This window comes from Streptomyces sp. NPDC096046 (genome assembly GCF_040303285.1).
Classification (GTDB): Bacteria; Actinomycetota; Actinomycetes; order Streptomycetales; family Streptomycetaceae; genus Streptomyces.
Genome location: NZ_JBEOSZ010000025.1, coordinates 1 through 21487, shown reverse-complemented (window position 1 = coordinate 21487; position 21487 = coordinate 1). Strand labels below are relative to the sequence as shown.

Genomic DNA, 21487 nt, shown 5'->3' with positions numbered 1-21487 from the left:
GGGAGGACCTACTCCGTCCGCAGCCCGTCCGGCCGCATCAGTTTCAGCAGCGGCGGCAGGCTCAGCAGCGTCACCGCCAGGACGACGCCCGCGCCGATGCCGGTCACCGACAGCACACTCGGCCAGTCCACCCGGACCGACGTGTTGGTCATCCGCAGCAGGACCGCGCCCAGGGCGATGCCCACCGCCGCGGCGAGCAGCAGGCCCAGCCCGATCGGGATCGCCGTCTGCCACAGCACCGACAGGCTGAGGGTGCGGCGCCGGGTGCCGAAGGCCACCAGGGCCGACAGCAGCTTGCGGCGTTCGCGCAACTGCTCCAGCTGCGAGACCAGCAGACTCGCCCCGATCAGGGCCAGCACACACGCGGCTCCGACGGACAGACCGGTGCGGATGGCGGCGTAGCGGTCGTTGCTCTCGATGCTGTGCCAGGTCATCGGCTGGGACGTCGGGTCGAGCCGCGCCGCCGTGTTGCGCACGTGGTCGTAGGCGTCCGGCACCGAGGGGTCCACGCTCAGGAAGAGCCGCGTGGAGATGAACCCCTTGAGCTTCTCGGGCAGCGCGCCGGGGGTGATCAGGATGCCGCCGCGCTCGTACCCGGTGGGGTCCTCGCGGGACTGGGCCTGCCTGATGTCCTGTGGCACGGTCCAGGAGACCGCGCGGTCGCCCGGGCGGCCGGAGTCCTCCGACTCGGTCCACAGGGCCGTGCCGGGCTTGGCCAGGCGCTCGCTCTCGCTGTCGTACTCCGAGCCCCTGGCCGCGAAGACGTCACCGTCACGGCAGCCGGGGAGCGTGGCCACTTCGCGCAGCGAAGCGCAGTCGGCAACGGTGATCTGGATGAGGGACTCGTCCTCGCCGCGCCGGTCGCCGAGATGGAAATCCGACAGGACGGTGACCTTGCGTACGCCCTCGGTGTCGCGGTACTGCGCGGCGACCGGGGTGGCGTCACTGCCGTCCGGCACGTCCACGCTCATCTGGGCCCGGGAGACGTCGTACTGCGACGCCCTGGTGTAGGTGCCCTCCACCCCGGCGAACAGCATCTGCAGCGCGATCGCCCCGGCCACCGCCACCGCGATGCCGTTGACCATCCGGGCCGCCGCGCCGCTGCTCAACTGAAGTCTGCGCACGGCGAGTTGCCAGGCGACCCCGCCCGAGCCGAGCCGGGCCACGACCGTCTCCACCACCCAGGGCAGCAGGGCCGTGACGCCGACCAGGAGGAGCATCACTCCGCCGACGACGAGGTACTGATTGAACTCCCCGCCGTCCTTGCCCTGCCCGATCATCGGGAGGAGCAGCGCGAGTCCGCCGAGCGGCAGCAGCAGCCGCCACCACAGCCGGCGCCGCGCGGGCCTGGCCGTGCGGACCACGCCGAGCGGCTCGATGACCACCCCGCGCAGGGCGAGGATCGTCACCACGACCGCGGCCGCCGGCACCGCGACCGCGACCAGGACGGCCAGCACGGGCGAGGGGTTCAGATAGCTCGGGAACACACTGACGTGGAACACCTCGACGGAGGCCGCCAGTTGCCGCCCCAGCAGGAAGAAGCCGACTCCGAGGACGAGCCCCAGCACCGAACCGGCGAGCGCCTCGCCGGCGGCGATCCGCCGGGTCATCCGGCTGTCGGAGCCGACCAGCCGCAGCGCCGCGAGCCTGCGGTCGCGCCGCTCGCCGCCGAACCGTACGGCCGCGGCGATGAACACGGCGACCGGCATCAGCAGCACCACGAAGACGACCAGGACCAGCAGGAGCAGCACCGGGTCCCACGGGTCGGACGACCCCAGGTCCGGGTTGCCGAAGCTGTCGATCCGGGCCCCGCTGGCGGGGCCCTCCAGCCGTTCCGCGAGCCCCTTGCCGCCCGCGTAGTAGGCGAGTTCCTGCGAGCCGACCAGCCCCTGCTCGCCGATGGTGCCCGTGATCCGGTAGTCCAGCCGCTCCCGCAGCAGCTTGCCGTCGCCGGAGCCGAGCAGCTCCTTCAGCGCGGGGGAGACGACCATCTCGCCGTCCGCCGGGAACGCCGACACCCCCGGGGGCAGCGGAGCCTTCGGGCCTTCGGCCTCCAGCATGCGCCCGCGCACGTCCCGGTCCCGGAAAACGGTGTCCGAGTCCACGACGATCAGGGTGTCGTCGGCCTTCGGTGTCTCCTGCTGGCTGAAGGTGTGGTCGCTGCGTGCCTCCTCGCGCCGGTCCCGTTCCGCCAGCGCGCCCGGGACGGCGGTGGTGAGCAGCAGCAGCGCCACCCCCAGCCCCACGCCGACGGCCGTCAGCAGCGCCCGGGTCCACCCCTCGCGCCCGCCGGCGAAGGCGAACCGGGCCCCCATGGCCAGGTCCCGGACCCACTGCCCGAGGCTCATACGACGCGCTCCATGTCCCGCGACCTGCCGTCCCGTACGACGATCTCGCGGTCGGAGTACGCGGCCACCCGCGCCTCGTGCGTGACGAGCACCACGGCGGCGTTGGCCGACCGGGCGGCGTCGGTGAGCAGCTCCATCACGCGCTCGCCGTTGAACGAGTCGAGCGCGCCGGTCGGCTCGTCGGCGAACAGCACCCGCGGGTTGGTCACCAGCGAGCGGGCGACGGCGACCCGCTGCCCCTGACCGCCGGACACCTCGCCGGGCCGCTTCTTGCGGAGGTCGTCGACCTCCAGCCGTTCCATCCAGGCCAGCGCGGTCCGCTCGGCCTCCTTGCGGGGCGAGCCGTTCAGCCGCAGCGGCAGCGCGACGTTCTCCACGCAGGTGAGTTCCGGTACGAGCTGCCCGAACTGGAACACGAACCCGAACTCGGAGCGCCGCAGCGCACTGCGCTCGGCGTCGCTCATCGCGGTCACCTCGCGCCCGTTGTACGTGATCGAGCCCGAGTCGGGCATGACGATCCCGGCGAGGCAGTGCAGCAGGGTCGACTTGCCCGACCCGGACGGGCCCATCACGGCGACGACCTCGCCCGGGTGGATGGAGAACCCGGCGCCGTCGAGGGCGGTCGTCGGCCCGTACGTCTTGCGCAGTTCCTGGGCGGTGAGGAGCGAACCAGCGGGAATCGTCATCGGGTCACCGCCTCACGGAGCTTGTCCAGACGCGCCGCGGTCAGCTCCAGCCAGCGCAGGTCCGCCTCCAGGTGGAACAGCGCGTGATCGCAGATGAGCTGGTCGGCCAGATCGCCCTTGCGCTTGCGGTCGGTGAGGATGCGCATGCTGCGCAGGTGCTCCGAGCGCTGGGTGTCGAGGATGTCGCCGGCGTCGCGGTGGGTGAGCAGCGCGAGGACGATCTTGGTGTAGAGGGTCGACTGGAGATACGGCTCCGGCTTCTCCGGCGTGGCGAGCCAGCGCGCGACGTCGGTGATGCCGGCCTCGGTGATGGCGTAGCGCTTGCGCTCGGGCCCGCCGCCCGCCTCGATGCCGTCGACCTCGACGAGCCCGTTCTTCAGCAGGCGGGACATCGTCGAGTAGACCTGGCCGTAGTGGAGCGGCCGGTCGTGACCGAACTTCTCGTCGAAGGCCCGCTTCAGGTCGTAACCGTGCCGCGGGCCGGACTCCAGGAGTCCCAGAAGAGTGTGACCGATGGACATGCCGATGACTCTACCTACTGTGTATACGCCGGGTGTATACGCCGAGTGTGTAGATCATGGCGGGCGGTACCGCCGTGCAGGTCGGGCCGGGTTGTCACGGTTCCGCAACAGCCCGGAGCCGGTCCGTTCAGGCCGGTGGGGGGCCGGGGGGCGAGCCTCCCGGAGACCCGGGCGGCCGTCCCCGCCGGGGCAGCGGCCCGGTCTCCCGCGGCAGCCGGCCCGCCTCCGCCAGCGCCCTGCGCAGCAGGAACTCGATCTGCGCGTTGGCCGACCGCAGCTCGTCCCCGGCCCACCGCGCGAGCGCCTCGTACACCGCCGGGTCCAGCCGCAGCAGCACCTGCTTGCGCTGCTGCTGCGGCCGGCGCTGAGGGTCCGGACCCTCGGGAGGGGCCGTCACTGGTAGAGGGACCCGGTGTTGAGGACCGGCTGCGCGGCCCGGTCACCGCACAGCACGACCATGAGGTTGGAGACCATCGCCGCCTTCCGCTCGGAGTCCAGCTCCACGATGTCCCGCTCGGTGATGCGGGCGATCGCGGCCTCCACCATGCCCACCGCGCCGTCCACGATCTGCCGCCGCGCCGCGACCACCGCCCCGGCCTGCTGCCGCTGGAGCATCGCCGAGGCGATCTCCGGGGCGTAGGCGAGGTGCGTGAAGCGGGACTCGATGATCTGCACGCCGGCCGCCTCCACGCGCGCGTGCAGTTCGGCGGCGAGCTTCTCGGTGATCTCCTCGGCGTTGCCGCGCAGCGAGAGGCCGTCCTCCTCGTGGGCGTCGTAGGGGTACTCGATGGCGATGTGCCGCACGGCCGCCTCGGTCTGGGTGGAGACGAACTCGATGTAGTCGTCGACCTCGAAGGTGGCCTGGGCGGTGTCCTCGACGCGCCACACCACGACCGCGGCGAGCTCGATGGGGTTGCCGTAGGCGTCGTTGACCTTCAGGACGGCCGTCTCGTGGTTGCGCACGCGGGTCGAGATCCTGGTGCGCGAGGTGAGGGGGTTCACCCAGCGCAGGCCGTCCTGCCGGATCGTGCCCCGGTAGCGGCCGAAGAGCTGGACGACCCGGGCCTCGCCCGGCGCCACCATGTTCAGCCCGCACATGGCGAGGAACGCCGCGAGCGCGACCAGGAGGCCGCCGATGATCAGTCCGGCCTTCGCGCCGCTGCCGTCCACCGAGGTGGCGGTCGCTATCAGCCCGGCGCCGGCCAGCAGGCCCAGCAGTCCGAGCAGCAGGGCGAGTCCGCCGCCGATGCTGTGCGCGGTGAACTCCCGCACCCGTGGTGCCGGCATCTGGGGCACGTCGGCCGTGACCTGCGTGTCGTGCGTGGACATGGGTGGTCCCCCGTTCTTCGGTCGAAGCCACTCCTGCATAGCTTCTGTCTAACTAAGTGATATCACTTTTCCCCGTGGTGGCAACCCTGCGCGTGTCTCGTACGTCGGTTCCGTTGGGATGGGTGCTGATTGTCACGTCCGCAAAGGGCCGGATCGGCAGCCCTATCTCTTATCTCCCGGTGTTAGCTTTCTGAGCTGACCTGAGCGGCGAACCTGTGTGACATGTGAGCACACATGAACGAAGCGGAGCGGATCGGACCCATGGGACGAGCGGAAGAAAGACGCGCCCGACAGCGCGGTGGGCGCCGGGCGGCACCCAAGCGCCGCCGTTCGTCGGCCGCGGCCGGGAAGAGCGGCATACGCAGGCTCTTCACCTGGAAGAAGATGGTCGGCACCTTCCTCGGTCTGTGCCTGCTCGGCATGGGTGCCTTCATCGTGCTGTACATGGTGATCGGGATCCCGAAGGGGAACGCCGACGCCAAGCGGCAGAGCAACATCTACAAGTACAGCGACGGCTCGCTGCTGGCCCGCACGGGTGACCGCAACCGCGAGATCGTGGACCTGGCCGAGGTCCCCAAGCCCGTTCAGAAGACCTTCGTCGCCGCCGAGAACAAGACCTTCTACCAGGACGCCGGCGTGGACCTGAAGGGCACGGCCCGCGGTGTGCTCAACACCGTCACGGGCAAGGGCGCGCAGGGCGGTTCCACGATCACTCAGCAGTACGTCAAGAACTACTACCTGTCGCAGGAACAGACCGTCTCGCGCAAGCTGAAGGAACTGGTCATCTCCCTGAAGCTGGACCGGGAGAAGTCCAAGGACTACATCCTCGCCGGCTACATCAACACCAGCTACTACGGCCGTGGCGCCTACGGCATCCAAGCCGCAGCCCAGGCCTACTACCGTGTGGACGCCAAGAACCTCACCGTCGAGCAGGGCGCCTACCTCGCCGCGCTCCTCCAGGCGCCGAACCAGTACGACTGGGCGATAGCCTCCGACACCGGTAAGAAGCTGGTGAAAGCTCGTTGGAACTACGTCCTGGGCAACATGGTCCAGCAAGGCTGGCTCGGCAAGTCCGAGCGGGAGGCCATGAGGTTCCCGACCCCCGAGAAGCCGAAGGCCGACCCGAGTCTGGGGGGCCAGACCGGCTACCTGGTGAAGGCCGCCAACACGGCTCTGGAGAAGCAGCTCATCAGCCAGGGCACCGCCGAGGACGCGAAGCAGGCGGAGGCGATGATCGAACAGGGCGGCTGGACCCTGACGCTCAACATCGACAAGAAGAAGCAGGCGGCGCTCGAGAAGTCCGTCGAGCGGCAGCTGAACAGCAAGCTCGACCCGGACAAGCGTGAGGTCGACGCGGACGTCCAGGCCGGCGCCGCGTCCGTGAACCCGAAGACCGGTGCGGTCGTCGCCATGTACGGCGGCCGGGACTACCTCAAGCACTATGTGAACAACGCGACCCGTACGGACTACCAGCCCGCCTCCACCTTCAAGCCGGTGATCCTGGCCGCTGCCCTGGAAGGGCGGGCCGAGACCCAGGACGGCACCCCGATCAGGGCGAACACGATCTACGACGGCACGAGCAAGCGCCCGGTCGTCGACAACGGCAGCAAGGTCGGCTTCGCCCCCGAGAACGAGGACGACCGGGACTACGGCCCGATCTCCGTCCAGACGGCGATGAACAAGTCCGTCAACTCCGTCTTCGCGCAGATGGGCGTCGACGTCGGCATGTCCGAGGTGGTGAAGGTCGCCGGCGAGCTCGGCATGGACACCGAGAACATGGAGGCCGTGCCCGCCCAGACCCTGGGCAGCATGGGCGCGAGCCCTCTGGAGATGGCCGGGGTCTACGCGACCCTCGACAACCACGGCAAGAAGGTGACCCCGGCCCTCCTGAAGTCGGCGGAGCACCTGAACCGGACCGTCACCATGCCCGACCCGGTCGGTGACCAGGTCATCAGCCGCGAGGCCGCCGACTCCGTCACCTCGGTGCTGACCGGCGTGGTCGACGACGGAACCGCCCAGGCGTCCGTGCGCGACAACCCCCGGCGCGACGGTCAGCAGGTCGCGGGCAAGACCGGCACGTCCGACGACAACCTGTCGGCCTGGTTCACCGGCTACACGCCCGACCTGGTCACGTCCGTCGGCCTGTTCGGGGAGGACAACAAACCCCCGTACAAGCACGTCCCGATGTACAAGGCGGGCGGCGAACCCCGCGTCAACGGCGGTGGCTTCCCCGCACAGATCTGGGCGGCGTACACCTTCGGTGTGATGGGTGAGGTCAGCAAGTTCGACCTGGACACCGAGCAGGGCGCGGCCGTCCAGCCGACCTGGACGCCGACGCCTTCGCAGACGCCGACCAAGGAGCCGACGCAGGAGCCGACGACCGAGGAGCCGTCGTCGTCCCCGCCGCCCACGTCCGAGAAGCCGTCGTCGTCCCCGCCGCCGAGTCCGTCGACGACACCGCCCACCGTCACCCCGCCCACGGCCCCGCAGACGACACCCCCGGGCGACGGCGGTGACCCGTTCGACCCGATCAAGCCGGGCGACGACGCGTAGCAGACGCCGATGGGCGCCCGGTGCACACCGGGCGCCCATCGGCTTGGTGCGTACGGCCCGCTTCCCGCGGCTCCGTCAGCCGTGGTTGAGCTCGAACCAGACCACCTTGCCGGTACTGAGCCGGGTCGCGCCCCAGCGCCGGGCCAGCCGGTTCACCAGGTACAGTCCGCGCCCGCCCTCGTCGGTGGCCCGCGCCTGGCGCAGCCGCGGCAGCTGCGGCACGTCGTCACCGACCTCGCACCGCAGCACGTCCGTGCGCAGCAGCCGCAGGGTCACCGGCCGGGACGCGTAGCGCACGGCGTTCGTCACGACCTCGCTGACGAGCAGCTCGACGGAGTCGCTGAGCTCCTCCAGGCCCCAGCGCTGCAACGCGCGGCGGGCCAGGCGGCGGGCCCGGCCGGGGGCGGCGTCCTCCGGCTCCAGGAACCAGTACGCCACGTCGCTGGGCGCGATCCCGTCGAAGCGGGCGGCGAGCAGCGCGATGTCGTCGTCCCGGTCGCCGGGGCCGAGCATGTCGAGCACCTCGTCGCACAGCGCTTCCAGGGGCGGCGGATGGTCCGGCCCGGTGAGCTGCGCGACCGCGGCGAGCTTCTCCCGCAGCTGCTCGATGCCGGTCCACACATCGCGCAGCCGGGACTCGACCAGCCCGTCGGTGTACAGGAGCAGGGTGGCACCGGCGGGCGCGTCCAGCTCCACGGCCTCGAAGTCCACGCCGCCGACCCCGATCGGGGCACCGGCGGGCACGCGCAGGACCTCGGCGCGGCCGCCCAGGTGCAGCAGGACGGGCGGCGGATGGCCGGCGTTGGCGATGGTGATGCGGTGCGATACCGGGTCGTAGACCGCGTACAGGCAGGTGGCCATGCGGTCCACGCCGAGACGCTGGGCCTGTTCGTCCAGGTGGTGCAGGACCTCCTGCGGCGGCAGGTCCAGGCCGGCGAGGGTCTGGGCCGTGGTGCGCAGCTGGCCCATGATGGCGGCCGACGTCATCGAGTGCCCCATGACGTCACCGACGACCAGCGCGACCCGGCTGCCCGGCAGCGGGATCGCGTCGTACCAGTCGCCGCCAACCCGGGCCGTCTCCGCGGCCGGCAGGTAGCGGGAGGCCAGTCGCACACCCGTCGGGCGGGGCAGCGTCTCGGGCAGCATGGTGCGCTGCAACTCGTCCGCGATGTAGGCCTCGCGGCCGTACAGCACGGCCTTGTCGATGCCGAGGGCGCTGTGCGTGGCGAGCTGGGCGGCCACCAGCAGGTCGTCCGGCTCGAACGCGATGCGCTCGGGACGGCGCAGGAACAGGGCGGCGCCGATCACCCGACGGCGGCCGCGCAGCGGGGCGAGGATCGCCCGCTGTCCGTCCGGAACGGCGAACTCGCCGCCTTCGCCGAGCAGCTCCGGCAGGGCGGCGCGGGCCGCGGGGGCGTCGGTGAACACCGGGCGCACCCCCCGCAGGACCTCCGCGAGCGCGCTGCCGGGCCGCACCTCGCACAGCTCGGCACCGACGGTGTCCAGTTCGTTCGGCTCGGGCTGCGCGGCCGGCAGGAAGCCGTTCTCCGTGTCGCGCTCCACCGGAATCCGGTCGGTGCGGCGCAGCCGCAGCAGCAGCGGGCCGGTGGGCCGCTCGTCGCCGACGGGCAGCGGGTCGCGCAGATAGACCAGGATCGCGTCGGAGAAGGTCGGCACGGTGGCCCGGCACAGCCCCATCACGATCTCGTCGAGGTCGATGCCGCGGGCGATCCGCCGGGTGGCGGCCCCCACGAACCGGAGCCGGTCACCGTCCCGCCGCATGGGCGTGGGCCGGCCGGGCGGCAGGCTCTGGCCGCTGCGGCGCTCCTGCCCGTCGGCGTTCACCCCGGGCCGGTCCTGCTCGTCGGCCGGCTGGACCGGGATGCCCTCGGGGGCGGGGCGCGGCCGAGGGGTCTCGCGCTCGGCGGTCTGCTCGGCACCCGGCTGGGAGTGCTCGGATGCGGGGTCGCTCACGGTGTCCTTGCCCTTGCCGAACGGCGTGGAGGTGCCCGGCTCCGACGTGCCCGGCGTGCCGTGTGCCGTCGTGACCGGAACGGTGACGTCGCCGCCGGGGCGGCCCTGCACCGGTAAGGTGCCCGCGCCCGGCGCACGCGCCGGTGTCGGGGTATGCGCGAACGCCCCGCGGGGATCCGCGGGGTCGACGCCCCCCTGGGGGCGTTCGAACGAGGTCGGCTGCTCCGTCACGCGTGTCGAATCCATCCGTCCGGGGCTGCGCGCCGCGCGCGCAGTGGGTCCCGCCGAAACTCCGATACCCGGAATACGTGCCCCAGGAACGGAATTCCCGCGTGGTCAGAGGTTGTTCCTGTGCCACCGGCAGGCCGTCTGCGGCCTGTGGCGCAGGCCCTGCCGGTGTTGCCCTCGTACCCCTCGCTCACGTCCTGCCGCCCCTCGGTGACGATCGGTCAAGCCCAGCGCGCGCTTCGGTAGTTGCCGCCGCGCGCCCTTGCGGAGGACGATCCTACGTTTCTTGCCCGGGGGCGCAGCAAGGGTCTCATGAGGACACATGCGCGGGCGTACGATCCCAGTCCTCCGGCAGTGACGGTACCGTCCAGGACGGATCCGGGCGCCAGTGCTGCCAGCCTTCCGAGAACGGCGGCCCCCAGGCGCGGATCGACAGCACCGCGTCCCGCCCCGCGGCCCGTACCCTCTCGGCCTGCCGGTCGTCCATCAACCCGTCCCGGCGGGCCTGGGCGAACTCGTCCTCGTCCCGCCAGTGCCAACTGCGGTCCGGATGCACCGAGATGTCCAGGAAGTGATCGACGGAATCCACCCCGCCCGCCCAACGGGCCAGCGGCTCCTCCAGGTTCACGTACCAGTTCTTGAACTGCCAGCCGGGCTCCCAGAACAGCCACACTGACCAGGGCTCGCCGGGCCGGGCCAGCTTCAGCACGCCCGTGCCGAACCACCGGTCGTGCTGCACGGTCCGCGGCTTGGTGTAGCGCGACTCCAGCGGCTCCAGGTGCACGGGCGTGCCGTCGGCGAGCACGGGCTTCACGCACTCGGTGCCGGGGGCCAGCCACACGGCGAGCAGGTCGGCGTCGTCCCGGACGACGGTGACGGGACGCGCGATGTGCACCTGCGTACCGCCGTTCTCCCGGTATCGCCACAGGATCCGGCTCCCGGGCGCCCAGAAGCCCGCCGCACCACCCGTTTCCACGCGTCTCATCGCTTCACCCTCTGCCATGAACAGATATTAGGTGCCATAGGCATACGACGCTGCGGCGCGTGTCACGGTTCACGCGCCGGGCACACGCCCGTGTCCCCTTGTCACGGGTGCGTCATCCGCAGGACGTCCAGCGCCTCGTCGAGCTGCTCCGCGGTCAGGTCCCCGCGCTCCACGTACCCGCCCTCCAGCACGACCTGACGGATCGTCCTGCGTTCGGCCAGCGCCTTCTTGGCGACCTTCGCGGCCTCCTCGTAGCCGATGTACTTGTTGAGCGGCGTGACGACGGAAGGGGAGGACTCGGCGTACTCCCGCGCCCGCTCGCGGTCGGCGGTGATGCCGTCCACGGTCCGGTCGGCGAGCAGCCGCGTCGCGTTGGCGAGCAGCCGGATCGACTCCAGCACGTTCTTCGCGATGACGGGCAGCATCACGTTGAGCTCGAAATTCCCGGCGGCGCCCGCGGTGGCGACGGTGGCGTCGTTGCCCACGACCTGGGCGGCGACCATGAGCACGGCCTCCGGGACGACCGGGTTCACCTTGCCCGGCATGATCGAGGAGCCGGGCTGGAGGTCGGGCAGGGCGATCTCGGCGAGGCCGGTGCGTGGCCCGGAGGACATCCACCGCAGATCGTTGGCGATCTTCGTCAGGCCCACCGCGATGGTCCGCAGCTGTCCGCTGGTCTCGACGATGCCGTCCCGGGCGCCCTGCGCCTCGAAGTGGTTCCGGGCCTCGGTGAGGGGCAGCCCGGTGGTGCGGGCGACCTCCTCGATGACGGCGGCGGAGAAGCCGGGCGGAGTGTTGATGCCGGTGCCCACGGCCGTGCCGCCGAGAGGCAGCTCGGCGAGGCGGGGCAGGGAGGCCTGAAGCCGCTCGACGCCGTACCGCACCTGGGCGGCGTAGCCGCCGAACTCCTGACCCAGCGTCACGGGGGTGGCGTCCATCAGATGGGTCCGCCCCGACTTCACGACGTCGGCGAACTCCTCGGCCTTGCGCTCCAGGGAGGCGGCGAGGTGCTCCAGGGCCGGCACGAGGTCGCGCGTCACGGCGGCGGTGGCGGCGATGTGGATGGAGGACGGGAAGACGTCGTTGGACGACTGGGAGGCGTTGACGTGGTCGTTCGGATGCACGGGCCGCCCGAGCCGCTCACCGGCGAGCGTGGCGATGACCTCGTTGGTGTTCATGTTGGACGAGGTCCCGGACCCGGTCTGGAACACGTCGACCGGGAAGTGCTCGTCCCACTCGCCCTCGGCGACCTCCCCGGCCGCGTCCTGAATCGCCCCGGCGATGTCCTGGTCCAGGACCCCCAGCTCGGCGTTGACCTTGGCCGCCGCGCCCTTGATGCGGGCCAGCGCCTCGATGTGCGCCCGCTCGATGCGCTGCCCGGAGACCGGGAAGTTCTCCACGGCGCGCTGGGTCTGGGCACGCCACTTGGCGTGGGCGGGCACCCGCACCTCGCCCATGGAGTCGTGCTCGGTGCGGTACTCGGTCCTGTCCTGCTCGTCGGTCATCGACGATCACCTCCACGTGTCACAGCGTCAGCGCCGCGACCACTGTTCCCCGTGGAGGCGAATCGTCACCGCCCTTCTCGGGCGAGTCCGGGACCGGGTACCGGAATGGAGGTGAACGTCGGCCGGCGCAAGGTCTCGGAGGAAGTCGTCCGGTTTGTTCGTCCGACAGCCCCTGGGACGGGACGGACAGGGGCGGCGGGGACAGATCCGGCTCCCGCCGCCCCGAGTCACTGCGCCAGGCCGGGGCCCCGCACCGGGATGCTGGTGAACGTGGGCGACGGCGCGGGATCCTGGAAGAAGTCGTTGCCCTTGTCGTCGACGACGATGAACGCCGGGAAGTCCTCGACCTCGATCTTCCAGACGGCCTCCATGCCGAGCTCCTCGTACTCGACGACCTCGACCTTCTTGATGCAGTCCTGGGCGAGGCGGGCGGCCGGGCCGCCGATGGAGCCGAGGTAGAAGCCGCCGTGGGCGTGGCACGCGTCGGTGACCTGCTTGCTGCGGTTGCCCTTGGCCAGCATCACCTTGGAACCGCCCGCCGCCTGGAACTGCTCCACGTAGGAGTCCATGCGGCCGGCCGTGGTCGGGCCGAAGGAGCCCGACGCGTAGCCCTCGGGCGTCTTGGCCGGACCGGCGTAGTACACCGGGTGGTCCTTCAGGTACTGCGGCATCCCCTCGCCCGCGTCCAGCCGCTCCTTGATCTTGGCGTGCGCGATGTCGCGGGCCACGACCAGCGGACCGGTCAGGGACAGGCGGGTCTTCACCGGGTACTTGGTGAGCTCGGCGAGGATCGTGTCCATCGGCTGGTTCAGGTCGATCCTGACGACGTCGCTCTCGTCGAGGTGCTCGTCGGTCGTCTCCGGCAGGAACCGCGCCGGGTCCGTCTCCAGCTGCTCCAGGAAGACGCCCTCGGCGGTGATCTTCGCGACGGCCTGGCGGTCGGCCGAGCAGGACACCGCGATCGCCACCGGGCAGGACGCGCCGTGCCGGGGCAGGCGCACCACGCGCACGTCGTGGCAGAAGTACTTGCCGCCGAACTGCGCCCCGATGCCGATCTTCTGCGTCAGCTCGAAGACCTTCTCCTCCAACTCCTTGTCCCGGAAGCCGTGCCCGAGCTCGGAGCCCTCGGCGGGGATCTCGTCCAGGTAGTGCGCGGAGGCGTACTTGGCGGTCTTCAGCGCGTACTCGGCGGACGTGCCGCCGACCACGATCGCCAGGTGGTAGGGCGGGCAGGCCGCGGTGCCCAGCGAACGGATCTTCTCCTCCAGGAACTTCATCATGGAGGACTCGTTCAGGACGGCCTTCGTCTCCTGGTAGAGGAACGACTTGTTGGCCGAGCCGCCGCCCTTCGCCATGAAGAGGAACTTGTAGGCGCCGCCGTCGGTCGCGTACAGCTCGATCTGCGCCGGGAGGTTGGAGCCGGTGTTCTTCTCCTCCCACATGGTGAGCGGGGCCATCTGCGAGTAGCGCAGGTTCAGGTTCTGGTACGCGTCGTAGACGCCCCGGCTCAAGGCCTCCTCGTCGCGCCCCTGAGTCAGCACGTTCTGCCCGCGCTTGCCCATCACGATCGCGGTGCCCGTGTCCTGGCACATCGGCAGCACGCCCGCTGCCGCGATGTTGGCGTTCTTCAGCAGGTCCAGCGCCACGAACTTGTCGTTGCCCGACGCCTCGGGGTCGTCGATGATCCGGCGCAGCTGCGCGAGGTGGGCCGGGCGCAGGTAGTGCTGGATGTCGTGGACGGCCTCCTCGGCGAGCTTGCGCAGCGCCTCCGGCTCCACCTGGAGGAAGGTCCGCCCGTCCGGCCCCTCGACCGTGGAGACACCCTCGGAGGTCACCAGCCGGTAGGGGGTGGTGTCCTCTCCCTGGGGGAGCAGATCGGTGTACGCGAACTCAGGCATCTCAGCCCATTCCTCACTCGACGGACGGCGGCCCGCCTCCGTTGGCGAGCGCCCACCAGCGTAGAACCTGCCGCCCACGGCGAGCTTGTGAGGTAAGGCTCAGTTCGTCACACCCGGCCACCCTCCCGGGGGGTGTCGCGATCTATCGTGTTTCGGTACGCTGCTGCCGTGGACCTTCAGAAGCAGGACCTTCACCCGCAGGCAGCGCCCGCCGACTCCGCGCTCCGCGCCTCCGACGCCGAGCGCGACCGCATCGCCGACATCCTGCACGACGCCCTGGCCGAGGGGCGGCTCACCGCGGACGAGCACGCCGAGCGCGTCGAGGGGGTGCTGCGCGCCAAGACGGTCGGCGAGCTGGAGGTCTTCATCCGGGACCTGCCCGCGGCCCACCGCCCGGGCCCCGGCCCGTCCCACGCCCCGGCGCCCCGTCGCCCCACGGCCGGCGCCATCCCGATCGATCCCGACGACAACGTGGTCGCGGTCTTCAGCAGCGCCGTCCGCAAGGGCCGCTGGCGCGCGGGCCGCCGGATCCACGCGTACGCGATCTTCGGCAGCGTCGAGATAGACCTCAGCGAGGCCCTCTTCGACCACCAGCAGGTGGTCGTCAAGGCGTTCGCGGTCTTCGGCAGCGTCGAGATCCGCGTCCCGGAGAACGTGTCGCTGCGCGGCATGGGCGGCGGCGTCCTCGGCAGCTTCGAGGTGGCCACCCTCGACTCGGGCGAACCGGAGGCCCCCATCGTCTACGTCGACGGCTGGGCCGTCCTGGGCAGCGTCGAGGCGCGGGCCCGGCGCGGCAAGGTCGTCGCGGACATCCTGGACCGGGTGCAGCGCCAGGTCGACAGAAGTTTGCGCAAACACCTCGGCCATTGACAGTCGCGAAGCCTCCGGAACGGGCGGTTCGGAACTCAGTGCATAGGCGCGCGCACAGCGGGTAGGCCTTGCTGCATCGTCTCTCGCTCGCGAAGCCGTCGTCAGGAGTAGACCGTGCCGCAACCGCCGCATTCGTCCCTGCAGGTCGCTGCCGTTCCGGCCCCGCGGGTGCCAGCGCGAGACAGGGACCAAGACGCCCCGTGGCACACCGAGGCGGTGTGCCGGCGCGACGAGGCCGGCCTGTTCTTCGCCCCCTCCAAGGAGCCCACCGCCGCGAGGCTCTCCCGGGAGGAAGCGGCGAAGCGGGTCTGTGCCCGCTGCCCGGTGATGGTCGAATGCCGCGAACACGCCCTGCTCCAGCCCGAGCCCTACGGCGTCTGGGGCGGGCTCACCGCCGCGGAGCGCCGGGTGGTCCTCGCCCGGCGTCGCCGCCGCGACATGGAACTGAAGAAGGCGGTCCGTCCGGAGAACCGGATAGCGGCCGCGGGCTGACGGCCGCGCACAGGGCCTGCGAAAGGTCACACCGAAAGGGGCGCCCCCTGGAAACCGCCCACCGGGGACGCCCCTTTCGCCGTGCGGGTCCGCTCCGCCTCGGGGCTACTTCCCCTTGTCGAAGTCGATCGCGCTGTAGGCACGCAGCTTGCTCAGCCGGTGCTCGGAGTCGATCCGGCGCACCGTGCCCGACCGCGACCGCATCACGATCGAGTCGGTCGTGGCGGTCTCCGCCCGGTAGCGAACCCCCCGCAGCAGCTCCCCGTCGGTGATCCCGGTGGCCACGAAGAACACGTTCTCCCCGGTGACGAGGTCCTCGGTCGTGAGCACCCGGTCGAGGTCGTGCCCCGCCTCGATCGCCCGCTGCCGCTCCTCGTCGTCCTTGGGCCACAACTTGCCCTGGATCGTGCCGCCCAGGCACTTCACCGCGCAGGCCGAGATGATGCCCTCCGGCGTACCGCCGATGCCGAGCAGCAGATCGACGCCCGTGCCCTCGCGCAGCGCCAGGATCGAGCCGGCCACATCGCCGTCGGAGATCAGCCTGATGCGCGCCCCGGTCTCCCGGATCTCCTTGATGATGCCCTCGTGCCGCGGCCGGTCGAGGATCACCACCGTCACGTCCTCCGGCGCGGACCGCTTCGCCTTGGCGACCCGGCGGATGTTCACCGACACCGGCGCGTTGATGTCGACGAAGTCGGCCGCCTCCGGTCCGGTGACCAGCTTGTCCATGTAGAACACGGCGGACGGGTCGAACATGGACCCGCGCTCGGCGGCGGCCAGCACCGCGATCGCGTTCGTCATGCCCTTCGCGGTCAGCGTGGTGCCGTCGATCGGGTCGACGGCGATGTCGCACTCGGGACCGGTGCCGTCGCCCACGCGCTCCCCGTTGAACAGCATCGGGGCCTCGTCCTTCTCGCCCTCGCCGATGACGACGACGCCGTTCATCGAGACGGTGGAGACGAGGGTGCGCATGGCGCGCACCGCGGCACCGTCGGCACCGTTCTTGTCCCCCCGCCCGACCCAACGGCCCGCGGCCATCGCCGCGGCCTCGGTGACCCGGACGAGTTCCAGGGCGAGGTTGCGGTCGGGGGCCTCGGAGGGCACATCGAGTTCGGACGGCAAGTGATGATGCTCGGTCATCGGAGCGCACCTTTCTGTACGACGACGGCCGGATGAGGGTGTTCTTCGCCCGACTCTATCGCCGAGCCCGCTGAATGAGCAGGGGACCCCACGGATGAGCGCGGCAGGGACCTGCGACGATGGGAGGGTGGCAGGCGAGAACGGCAAGCAGAAGACGGCGCGGGACATGATCCTCTCCATGGGAGTCATCGCCCTGGTGGCGGGCTTCATATACCTCTTCATCCCGCACGACGACAGCGCCCCCGACGTCAAGGCCGTCGACTACCGGGTCGAGCTGCTCACGGCGCGCCGCGCCGCCTCGTACCCGGTGGCCGCGCCCCAGGGACTGCCCGACGCGTGGAAGGCCACCTCCGTGCGTTTCCGGGGGGACGAGTTCGACGCCTGGCACCTCGGCTTCCACGATCCCGAGGGGGAGTACGTGGCGATCGAACAGTCCACCCAGCGGCGCCCGGTCTTCCTCGACGAGGCGACGCAGGGCGCGCGGGCGACCGGGAAGACCGAGCAGATCGACGGCGAGACGTGGACCCGCTACGAGGGCGACCGGTACGACGCGCTGGTCCTCGAGGGCACCGAGGGCTCGACCACGGTCGTGACGGGCACCGCGTCGTTCGCGCAGCTGACGAAGATGGCGGAGGCGCTGGAGACGAAGTGAGCGCGCATGAGGAAGACCCCTGGCGGGTGCCGGGGGTCTTCGTCGTGTGCGTCGCTCAGACGGCCGTGATGGTGCAACGTTCAACTAGTGTGAGAGTGCCGTACGTCCCCCCGACCCGAACGATCCCGGCTACTCCGCGTCCTCGCCCTCCACGGCCTCCTCCGCCAGCGCCGCGTCCAGCCGCGCCCGGGCGCCGTCGAGCCAGCGCCGGCACACCTTGGCCAGCTCCTCGCCGCGCTCCCAGAGCGCGAGGGACTCCTCCAGCGTCGTACCGCCCGCCTCCAGACGCCGGACGACCTCGATCAGCTCGTCCCGCGCCTGCTCGTACCCGAGCGCCTCGCTCATGCCCGGTGTCTCATCAACCTCGCTGGTCATCCACCCACCCTATGTGTCCACTCGTACGGAGAACTCGCCCTCGGAGACCCGCGCCCGCAGGGCCTCGCCGGCCGTCACCTCGCCGGGGTCGCGGACGGCGTGCCCGTCCGTCCGCTGCAGCACGGCGTACCCGCGCTTCAGGGTCGCGGCGGGGGAGAGGGCCACCACGCGCGCGTGCGTGTGCGTCAACTCCGAATCGGCCCGGTCGAGCTGGTGCCGCAGACAGCGCCGGCCCCGGTCGAGCAGGTCCGCCACCTGGTCGGCGCGCTCGTCGATCATCCGGTGCGGATCCTCTATCGACGGCCGCGCGAGCGCGTGCGCCAGCCCTCGCTCCTCACGCTCCACCAGCGCCGCCACACACCGCCGCGCCCGGTCCCGCAGCAGCCGCACCCGCTCGTACTCCTCGCCGACATCCGGCACGACCTTCTTCGCGGCGTCGGTCGGGGTGGAGGCGCGCAGGTCGGCGACATGATCCAGCAGCGGGTTGTCCGGCTCGTGCCCGATGGCGGACACCACGGGCGTACGGCACTGCGCGACCGTGCGGATCAGCTGCTCGTCGGAGAACGGCAGCAGGTCCTCCACGCTGCCGCCGCCCCGGGCGACGATGATCACGTCCACGTCGTCGATCGCGTCGAGCTCCTTCACGGCCTGCACGACCTGCGGCACGGCGTGCACGCCCTGCACGGCGATATTGCGCACCTCGAAGCGCACGGCGGGCCAGCGGTGCCGGGCGTTCTCCAGGACGTCCCGCTCGGCGGCCGAGGCCCGGCCGCAGACCAGCCCCACCAGCTGCGGCAGGAACGGCAGCCGCTTCTTGCGCTCCGGCGCGAACAGCCCCTCCCGCGTCAGGGCCTTCTTCAACTGCTCCAGACGCGCGAGCAGTTCGCCGACGCCGACGGGCCGTATCTCGGCGGCCCGCAAGGACAACTGCCCCCGGGGGGCGTACCACTCGGGCTTCGCGAGGACGACGACCCGGGCGCCCTCGCTCACCACGTCCGCGACGGCGTCGAAGACCTGCCGGTAGCAGGTGACGCTCACGGAGATGTCGTACGACGGGTCCCGCAGCGTCAGGAACACCACACCGGCACCCGGCCGCCGCGACAACTGCGTGATCTGCCCCTCGACCCACACCGCCCCGAGCCGGTCGATCCAGCCCCCGATGAGCCGCGACACCTCACCGACGGGCAACGGGGCTTCCGGAGTCGTGTTCACAGCCATGCCCGCGAGCGTAGTGGCCACCGCCGACAACCGGCCCGCCCGGTGGCGACCGCGCCGCGCGACGTGGTGCCCTTCCCGGGGACTCCCCGGGCCGGGCGATCTACGGCCCGCCGCACGCGGCCTTACGATGGGACGCATGTCTGCTTCGCCTGGCCGCCGTGTCCTGCTCGCCGCCCCCCGTGGCTACTGCGCGGGTGTGGACCGCGCCGTGATCGCCGTCGAGAAAGCCCTGGAGCAGTACGGCGCTCCGGTGTACGTCCGCCACGAGATCGTCCACAACAAGTACGTCGTGCAGACCCTGGAGAAGAAGGGCGCGATCTTCGTCGAGCGGACGGAGGAGGTCCCGCCGGGCAACATCGTGATGTTCTCGGCGCACGGCGTCGCCCCCGTCGTGCACCAGGAGGCCGAGCGCGGCAAGCTCGCCACCATCGACGCCACCTGCCCCCTGGTCACCAAGGTGCACAAGGAAGCCGTCCGCTTCGCGAGCGAGGACTACGACATCCTCCTGATCGGCCACGAGGGCCACGAAGAGGTCATCGGCACCTCCGGCGAGGCCCCCGACCACATCCAGCTCGTGGACGGCCCCGGCGATGTGGCGAAGGTCGAGGTCCGCGACCCGTCCAAGGTCGTCTGGCTCTCCCAGACCACGCTGTCCGTCGACGAGACCATGGAGACCGTCGACGCCCTGAAGGACAAGTTCCCGCAGCTCATCTCCCCGCCCAGCGACGACATCTGCTACGCCACGCAGAACCGACAGCTGGCCGTGAAGCAGATGGGCGCCGAGTCGGACCTGGTCATCGTGGTCGGCTCGCGCAACTCCTCCAACTCCAAGCGGCTCGTCGAGGTCGCCAAGATCGCGGGCGCCCGCGAGGCGTACCTCGTGGACTTCGCCGAGGAGATCGACGAGGCGTGGCTGGAGGGCGTGACCACGGTCGGCGTCACCTCGGGCGCCTCCGTCCCGGAGGTCCTGGTCGAGCAGGTTCTGGAGTACCTCTCCCAGCGCGGCTTCGAGGACGTCGAGATCGTCAAGGCCGCCGAGGAGTCCATCACCTTCTCCCTGCCGAAGGAGCTGCGCCGCGACCTGCGCGAGGAAGCGACGGCCCTGGTCGCCGAGCGCGGCGGCGCCGGGTCCGGTGAACATTCCGGGGAATGATCGGGTACAGGCCGGGCAGCACCGCCCGTCCGGCCTGTGACCGTCAGTCGTTCGTCGTAACGTGGGGCCATGCAGATCTTCGGAGTGGACATCGGCGGATCCGGCATCAAGGGCGCGCCGGTGGACCTGGACAAGGGCGACCTGGCGCAGGAGCGCCACAAGGTCCTCACCCCCCACCCGGCCACGCCCGAGGCGGTGGCCGGCGGCGTCAAGCAGGTCGTCGACCACTTCGGCTGGACGGGCCCGGTCGGGGTCACGTTCCCGGGCGTGGTCACCGACGGAGCCACGATCCGCACGGCGGCGAACGTCGACGACAGCTGGATCGACACCGACGCGCGTGCGCTGCTCGGCGAGCGGCTGGGCGGACTGCCGGTGACGGTGGTCAACGACGCGGACGCGGCGGGCGTCGCCGAGATGAACTTCGGCGCGGGCCGTGGCCGCCGGGGCACGGTGATCCTGCTGACCTTCGGCACCGGCATCGGCAGCGCGGTCTTCGTGGACGGCGTCCTCGTCCCCAACACCGAGCTGGGCCACCTGGAGCTCGACGGGCACGACGCGGAGAAGCGGGCCTCCAGCAAGGCCCGCGAGGACCACGACATGACGTGGGAGCACTGGGCGGTGCACCGCGTGCGCACCTACCTCGCCCATGTCGAGATGCTGTTCTCGCCCGAGCTGTTCATCATCGGCGGCGGAGTCAGCCGCAAGTCCCACAAGTTCCTGCCCTCCATCGAGGGCATCAAGGCCGAGATCGTCCCCGCGCAGCTGCAGAACAACGCGGGGATCGTGGGCGCGGCGATGCGGGCGGCCGGACACTAGGGCGGCCGGAGGCCAGGACGGTCGGGCACGAGGGCGGTCGGACGCCCGGACGGCCGGGCATCAGGACGGCCGGACGCAGGGCTCGGCCGTACACCCGGCGGTCGGATCGAGAGGTGTCACATCGGTGGCGACGCGGGCTGAGGGCTGTCACACCCGTGGCCGGGCCGAGGGCTGTCACATCGGTGCCTGGGTCGAGGGCTGTCACATCGATGCCGGGGTCGAGGGCTGTCACATCGGTGGCCGGGCCCCTGCCGTCCGCCGCCGCTGCACCAGCCGGATCCGCCGGACGATCGCGAGCAGACCGGCGACGAGCGTCCCTCCGTACAGCCAGCCGGCCTGTGTGGCGAGAGCCGTCACCAGGCCCATCAGCTTGCCGCCCGCCCCGCCCTCGCCGTCGGCCACCGGCAGCAGCCCCACGGCGAACGCGATCGGCACGACGACGGGCGCGGTCATCAGATCCCCCGGGCGAACCCAGAGGGCGGTCAGCACGCACACCGGCAGGAACAGCACGCCGTACGCCGTCAGGGACGCCCCGAACAGCGCCGCGCAGAGCGCGCCGAGCAGGAACATCACCGCCGCGCAGAACAGCCCGCTGCCCAGGCCGGTCAGCCGGGGGTTGGGCAGCCGGGCGGTGCCGGACGCCGCTGGGGGCGCCGGGCGCGCGGGGCGCGCGGCGCTCTCGTCCACGATGCGTTCGACCCTCACAGCCTGGCGCTCGCTGATCACGGGGCCGAGGGCCACGCC

The 21487-nt window shown here is 71.2% G+C and carries 19 protein-coding genes; 6 read left to right on the top strand and 13 right to left on the bottom strand.

What is annotated here, in order from left to right:
- Positions 1-8: 8 nt before the first annotated feature.
- The 5 genes from ABTX62_RS21985 to ABTX62_RS21965 all read right to left on the bottom strand — a co-directional run bounded on the left by ABTX62_RS21985 (position 9) and on the right by ABTX62_RS21965 (position 4884).
- A complete protein-coding gene (locus tag ABTX62_RS21985) occupies positions 9-2348 on the bottom strand; it encodes an ABC transporter permease (RefSeq protein WP_352117750.1) in 2340 nt (779 codons plus the stop codon).
- Positions 2345-3034 (bottom strand): ABC transporter ATP-binding protein, encoded by a 690-nt coding sequence (locus ABTX62_RS21980; protein ID WP_352117749.1) that lies wholly within the window; start codon positions 3032-3034, stop codon positions 2345-2347. The genes ABTX62_RS21985 and ABTX62_RS21980 overlap by 4 nt, the downstream gene beginning before the upstream one ends.
- The gene (locus ABTX62_RS21975; RefSeq protein ID WP_352117748.1) at positions 3031-3555 is read right to left on the bottom strand and encodes a PadR family transcriptional regulator; all 525 of its coding nucleotides are present in this window, start codon (positions 3553-3555) and stop codon (positions 3031-3033) included. The genes ABTX62_RS21980 and ABTX62_RS21975 overlap by 4 nt, the downstream gene beginning before the upstream one ends.
- A 127-nt stretch (positions 3556-3682) precedes the next feature.
- Positions 3683-3952, bottom strand: a complete 270-nt coding sequence (locus ABTX62_RS21970; protein ID WP_352117747.1) for a type II toxin-antitoxin system antitoxin — start codon at positions 3950-3952, stop codon at positions 3683-3685.
- Complete coding sequence (locus tag ABTX62_RS21965; RefSeq protein ID WP_352117746.1) at positions 3949-4884, bottom strand: SPFH domain-containing protein; 936 nt, start codon at positions 4882-4884, stop codon at positions 3949-3951. The genes ABTX62_RS21970 and ABTX62_RS21965 overlap by 4 nt, the downstream gene beginning before the upstream one ends.
- Positions 4885-5145: 261 nt before the next feature.
- On the opposite strand from ABTX62_RS21965, the gene ABTX62_RS21960 reads away from it, so the two are divergent.
- On the top strand, positions 5146-7437 hold the full coding sequence (locus ABTX62_RS21960; protein WP_352117745.1) for a transglycosylase domain-containing protein: 2292 nt from the start codon (positions 5146-5148) through the stop codon (positions 7435-7437).
- A gap of 75 nt (positions 7438-7512) precedes the next feature.
- On the opposite strand, the gene ABTX62_RS21955 is transcribed toward ABTX62_RS21960, so the two are convergent.
- The 4 genes from ABTX62_RS21955 to ABTX62_RS21940 all read right to left on the bottom strand — a co-directional run bounded on the left by ABTX62_RS21955 (position 7513) and on the right by ABTX62_RS21940 (position 14027).
- Complete coding sequence (locus ABTX62_RS21955; RefSeq protein ID WP_352117744.1) at positions 7513-9657, bottom strand: SpoIIE family protein phosphatase; 2145 nt, start codon at positions 9655-9657, stop codon at positions 7513-7515.
- Between the two features lie 292 nt (positions 9658-9949).
- The gene (fomD, locus tag ABTX62_RS21950) at positions 9950-10624 is read right to left on the bottom strand and encodes a cytidylyl-2-hydroxypropylphosphonate hydrolase (protein ID WP_502997994.1); all 675 of its coding nucleotides are present in this window, start codon (positions 10622-10624) and stop codon (positions 9950-9952) included.
- Between the two features lie 101 nt (positions 10625-10725).
- Entirely contained in the window at positions 10726-12129 is a 1404-nt protein-coding gene (locus tag ABTX62_RS21945; RefSeq protein ID WP_352117742.1) for a class II fumarate hydratase, read from the bottom strand.
- Positions 12130-12356: 227 nt separating this feature from the next.
- A complete protein-coding gene (locus ABTX62_RS21940) occupies positions 12357-14027 on the bottom strand; it encodes a fumarate hydratase (protein WP_352117741.1) in 1671 nt (556 codons plus the stop codon).
- 168 nt (positions 14028-14195) lie between these two features.
- Between ABTX62_RS21940 and ABTX62_RS21935 the strand changes: the two genes are divergently transcribed.
- Positions 14196-14897 (top strand): DUF1707 SHOCT-like domain-containing protein, encoded by a 702-nt coding sequence (locus ABTX62_RS21935; RefSeq protein WP_352117740.1) that lies wholly within the window; start codon positions 14196-14198, stop codon positions 14895-14897.
- A gap of 114 nt (positions 14898-15011) precedes the next feature.
- Positions 15012-15389: a WhiB family transcriptional regulator gene (locus ABTX62_RS21930; RefSeq protein WP_352117739.1), complete on the top strand. Its 378-nt coding sequence runs from the start codon at positions 15012-15014 to the stop codon at positions 15387-15389.
- 105 nt (positions 15390-15494) lie between these two features.
- Here the strand turns inward: ABTX62_RS21930 and glpX are convergent, their stop codons facing one another.
- On the bottom strand, positions 15495-16529 hold the full coding sequence (gene glpX / locus ABTX62_RS21925; RefSeq protein ID WP_283969487.1) for a class II fructose-bisphosphatase: 1035 nt from the start codon (positions 16527-16529) through the stop codon (positions 15495-15497).
- Positions 16530-16656: 127 nt separating this feature from the next.
- Here glpX and ABTX62_RS21920 point away from each other — a divergent pair, with 127 nt between their 5' ends.
- Positions 16657-17181 (top strand): DUF4245 domain-containing protein, encoded by a 525-nt coding sequence (locus tag ABTX62_RS21920; RefSeq protein ID WP_352117738.1) that lies wholly within the window; start codon positions 16657-16659, stop codon positions 17179-17181.
- Positions 17182-17310: 129 nt separating this feature from the next.
- Here ABTX62_RS21920 and ABTX62_RS21915 read toward each other — a convergent pair whose 3' ends face one another.
- Together ABTX62_RS21915 and xseA are read right to left on the bottom strand one after the other, a co-directional pair.
- A complete protein-coding gene (locus ABTX62_RS21915) occupies positions 17311-17556 on the bottom strand; it encodes an exodeoxyribonuclease VII small subunit (protein ID WP_352117737.1) in 246 nt (81 codons plus the stop codon).
- A gap of 9 nt (positions 17557-17565) precedes the next feature.
- Positions 17566-18774, bottom strand: a complete 1209-nt coding sequence (xseA, locus tag ABTX62_RS21910) for an exodeoxyribonuclease VII large subunit (protein WP_352117736.1) — start codon at positions 18772-18774, stop codon at positions 17566-17568.
- Positions 18775-18901: 127 nt separating this feature from the next.
- Here xseA and ABTX62_RS21905 point away from each other — a divergent pair, with 127 nt between their 5' ends.
- Both ABTX62_RS21905 and ppgK read left to right on the top strand, forming a co-directional pair.
- Positions 18902-19927 carry a 4-hydroxy-3-methylbut-2-enyl diphosphate reductase gene (locus tag ABTX62_RS21905; RefSeq protein ID WP_352117735.1) on the top strand — a complete coding sequence of 342 codons (1026 nt, stop codon included), beginning with the start codon at positions 18902-18904 and terminating at the stop codon, positions 19925-19927.
- 69 nt (positions 19928-19996) lie between these two features.
- The gene (gene ppgK / locus ABTX62_RS21900; RefSeq protein WP_352117734.1) at positions 19997-20743 is read left to right on the top strand and encodes a polyphosphate--glucose phosphotransferase; all 747 of its coding nucleotides are present in this window, start codon (positions 19997-19999) and stop codon (positions 20741-20743) included.
- Between the two features lie 228 nt (positions 20744-20971).
- Here the strand turns inward: ppgK and ABTX62_RS21895 are convergent, their stop codons facing one another.
- Positions 20972-21448, bottom strand: coding sequence for a DUF6542 domain-containing protein (locus ABTX62_RS21895; protein ID WP_502997999.1), 477 nt, complete (start codon positions 21446-21448; stop codon positions 20972-20974).
- Positions 21449-21487 lie beyond the last annotated feature (39 nt).

What these genes read in the sequence shown, in the direction of transcription:
- ABTX62_RS21985 (WP_352117750.1), bottom strand. Translation starts at nt 2,348, where the DNA reads ATGAGCCTCGGGCAGTGGGTCCGGGACCTGGCCATGGGGGCCCGGTTC.
- ABTX62_RS21980 (WP_352117749.1), bottom strand. Translation starts at nt 3,034, where the DNA reads ATGACGATTCCCGCTGGTTCGCTCCTCACCGCCCAGGAACTGCGCAAG.
- ABTX62_RS21975 (WP_352117748.1), bottom strand. Translation starts at nt 3,555, where the DNA reads ATGTCCATCGGTCACACTCTTCTGGGACTCCTGGAGTCCGGCCCGCGG.
- ABTX62_RS21965 (WP_352117746.1), bottom strand. Translation starts at nt 4,884, where the DNA reads ATGTCCACGCACGACACGCAGGTCACGGCCGACGTGCCCCAGATGCCG.
- ABTX62_RS21960 (WP_352117745.1), top strand. Translation starts at nt 5,146, where the DNA reads ATGGGACGAGCGGAAGAAAGACGCGCCCGACAGCGCGGTGGGCGCCGG.
- ABTX62_RS21955 (WP_352117744.1), bottom strand. Translation starts at nt 9,657, where the DNA reads ATGGATTCGACACGCGTGACGGAGCAGCCGACCTCGTTCGAACGCCCC.
- fomD (WP_502997994.1), bottom strand. Translation starts at nt 10,624, where the DNA reads ATGAGACGCGTGGAAACGGGTGGTGCGGCGGGCTTCTGGGCGCCCGGG.
- ABTX62_RS21945 (WP_352117742.1), bottom strand. Translation starts at nt 12,129, where the DNA reads ATGACCGACGAGCAGGACAGGACCGAGTACCGCACCGAGCACGACTCC.
- ABTX62_RS21940 (WP_352117741.1), bottom strand. Translation starts at nt 14,027, where the DNA reads ATGCCTGAGTTCGCGTACACCGATCTGCTCCCCCAGGGAGAGGACACC.
- glpX (WP_283969487.1), bottom strand. Translation starts at nt 16,529, where the DNA reads ATGACCGAGCATCATCACTTGCCGTCCGAACTCGATGTGCCCTCCGAG.
- ABTX62_RS21915 (WP_352117737.1), bottom strand. Translation starts at nt 17,556, where the DNA reads ATGACCAGCGAGGTTGATGAGACACCGGGCATGAGCGAGGCGCTCGGG.
- xseA (WP_352117736.1), bottom strand. Translation starts at nt 18,774, where the DNA reads ATGGCTGTGAACACGACTCCGGAAGCCCCGTTGCCCGTCGGTGAGGTG.
- ABTX62_RS21905 (WP_352117735.1), top strand. Translation starts at nt 18,902, where the DNA reads ATGGGACGCATGTCTGCTTCGCCTGGCCGCCGTGTCCTGCTCGCCGCC.
- ppgK (WP_352117734.1), top strand. Translation starts at nt 19,997, where the DNA reads ATGCAGATCTTCGGAGTGGACATCGGCGGATCCGGCATCAAGGGCGCG.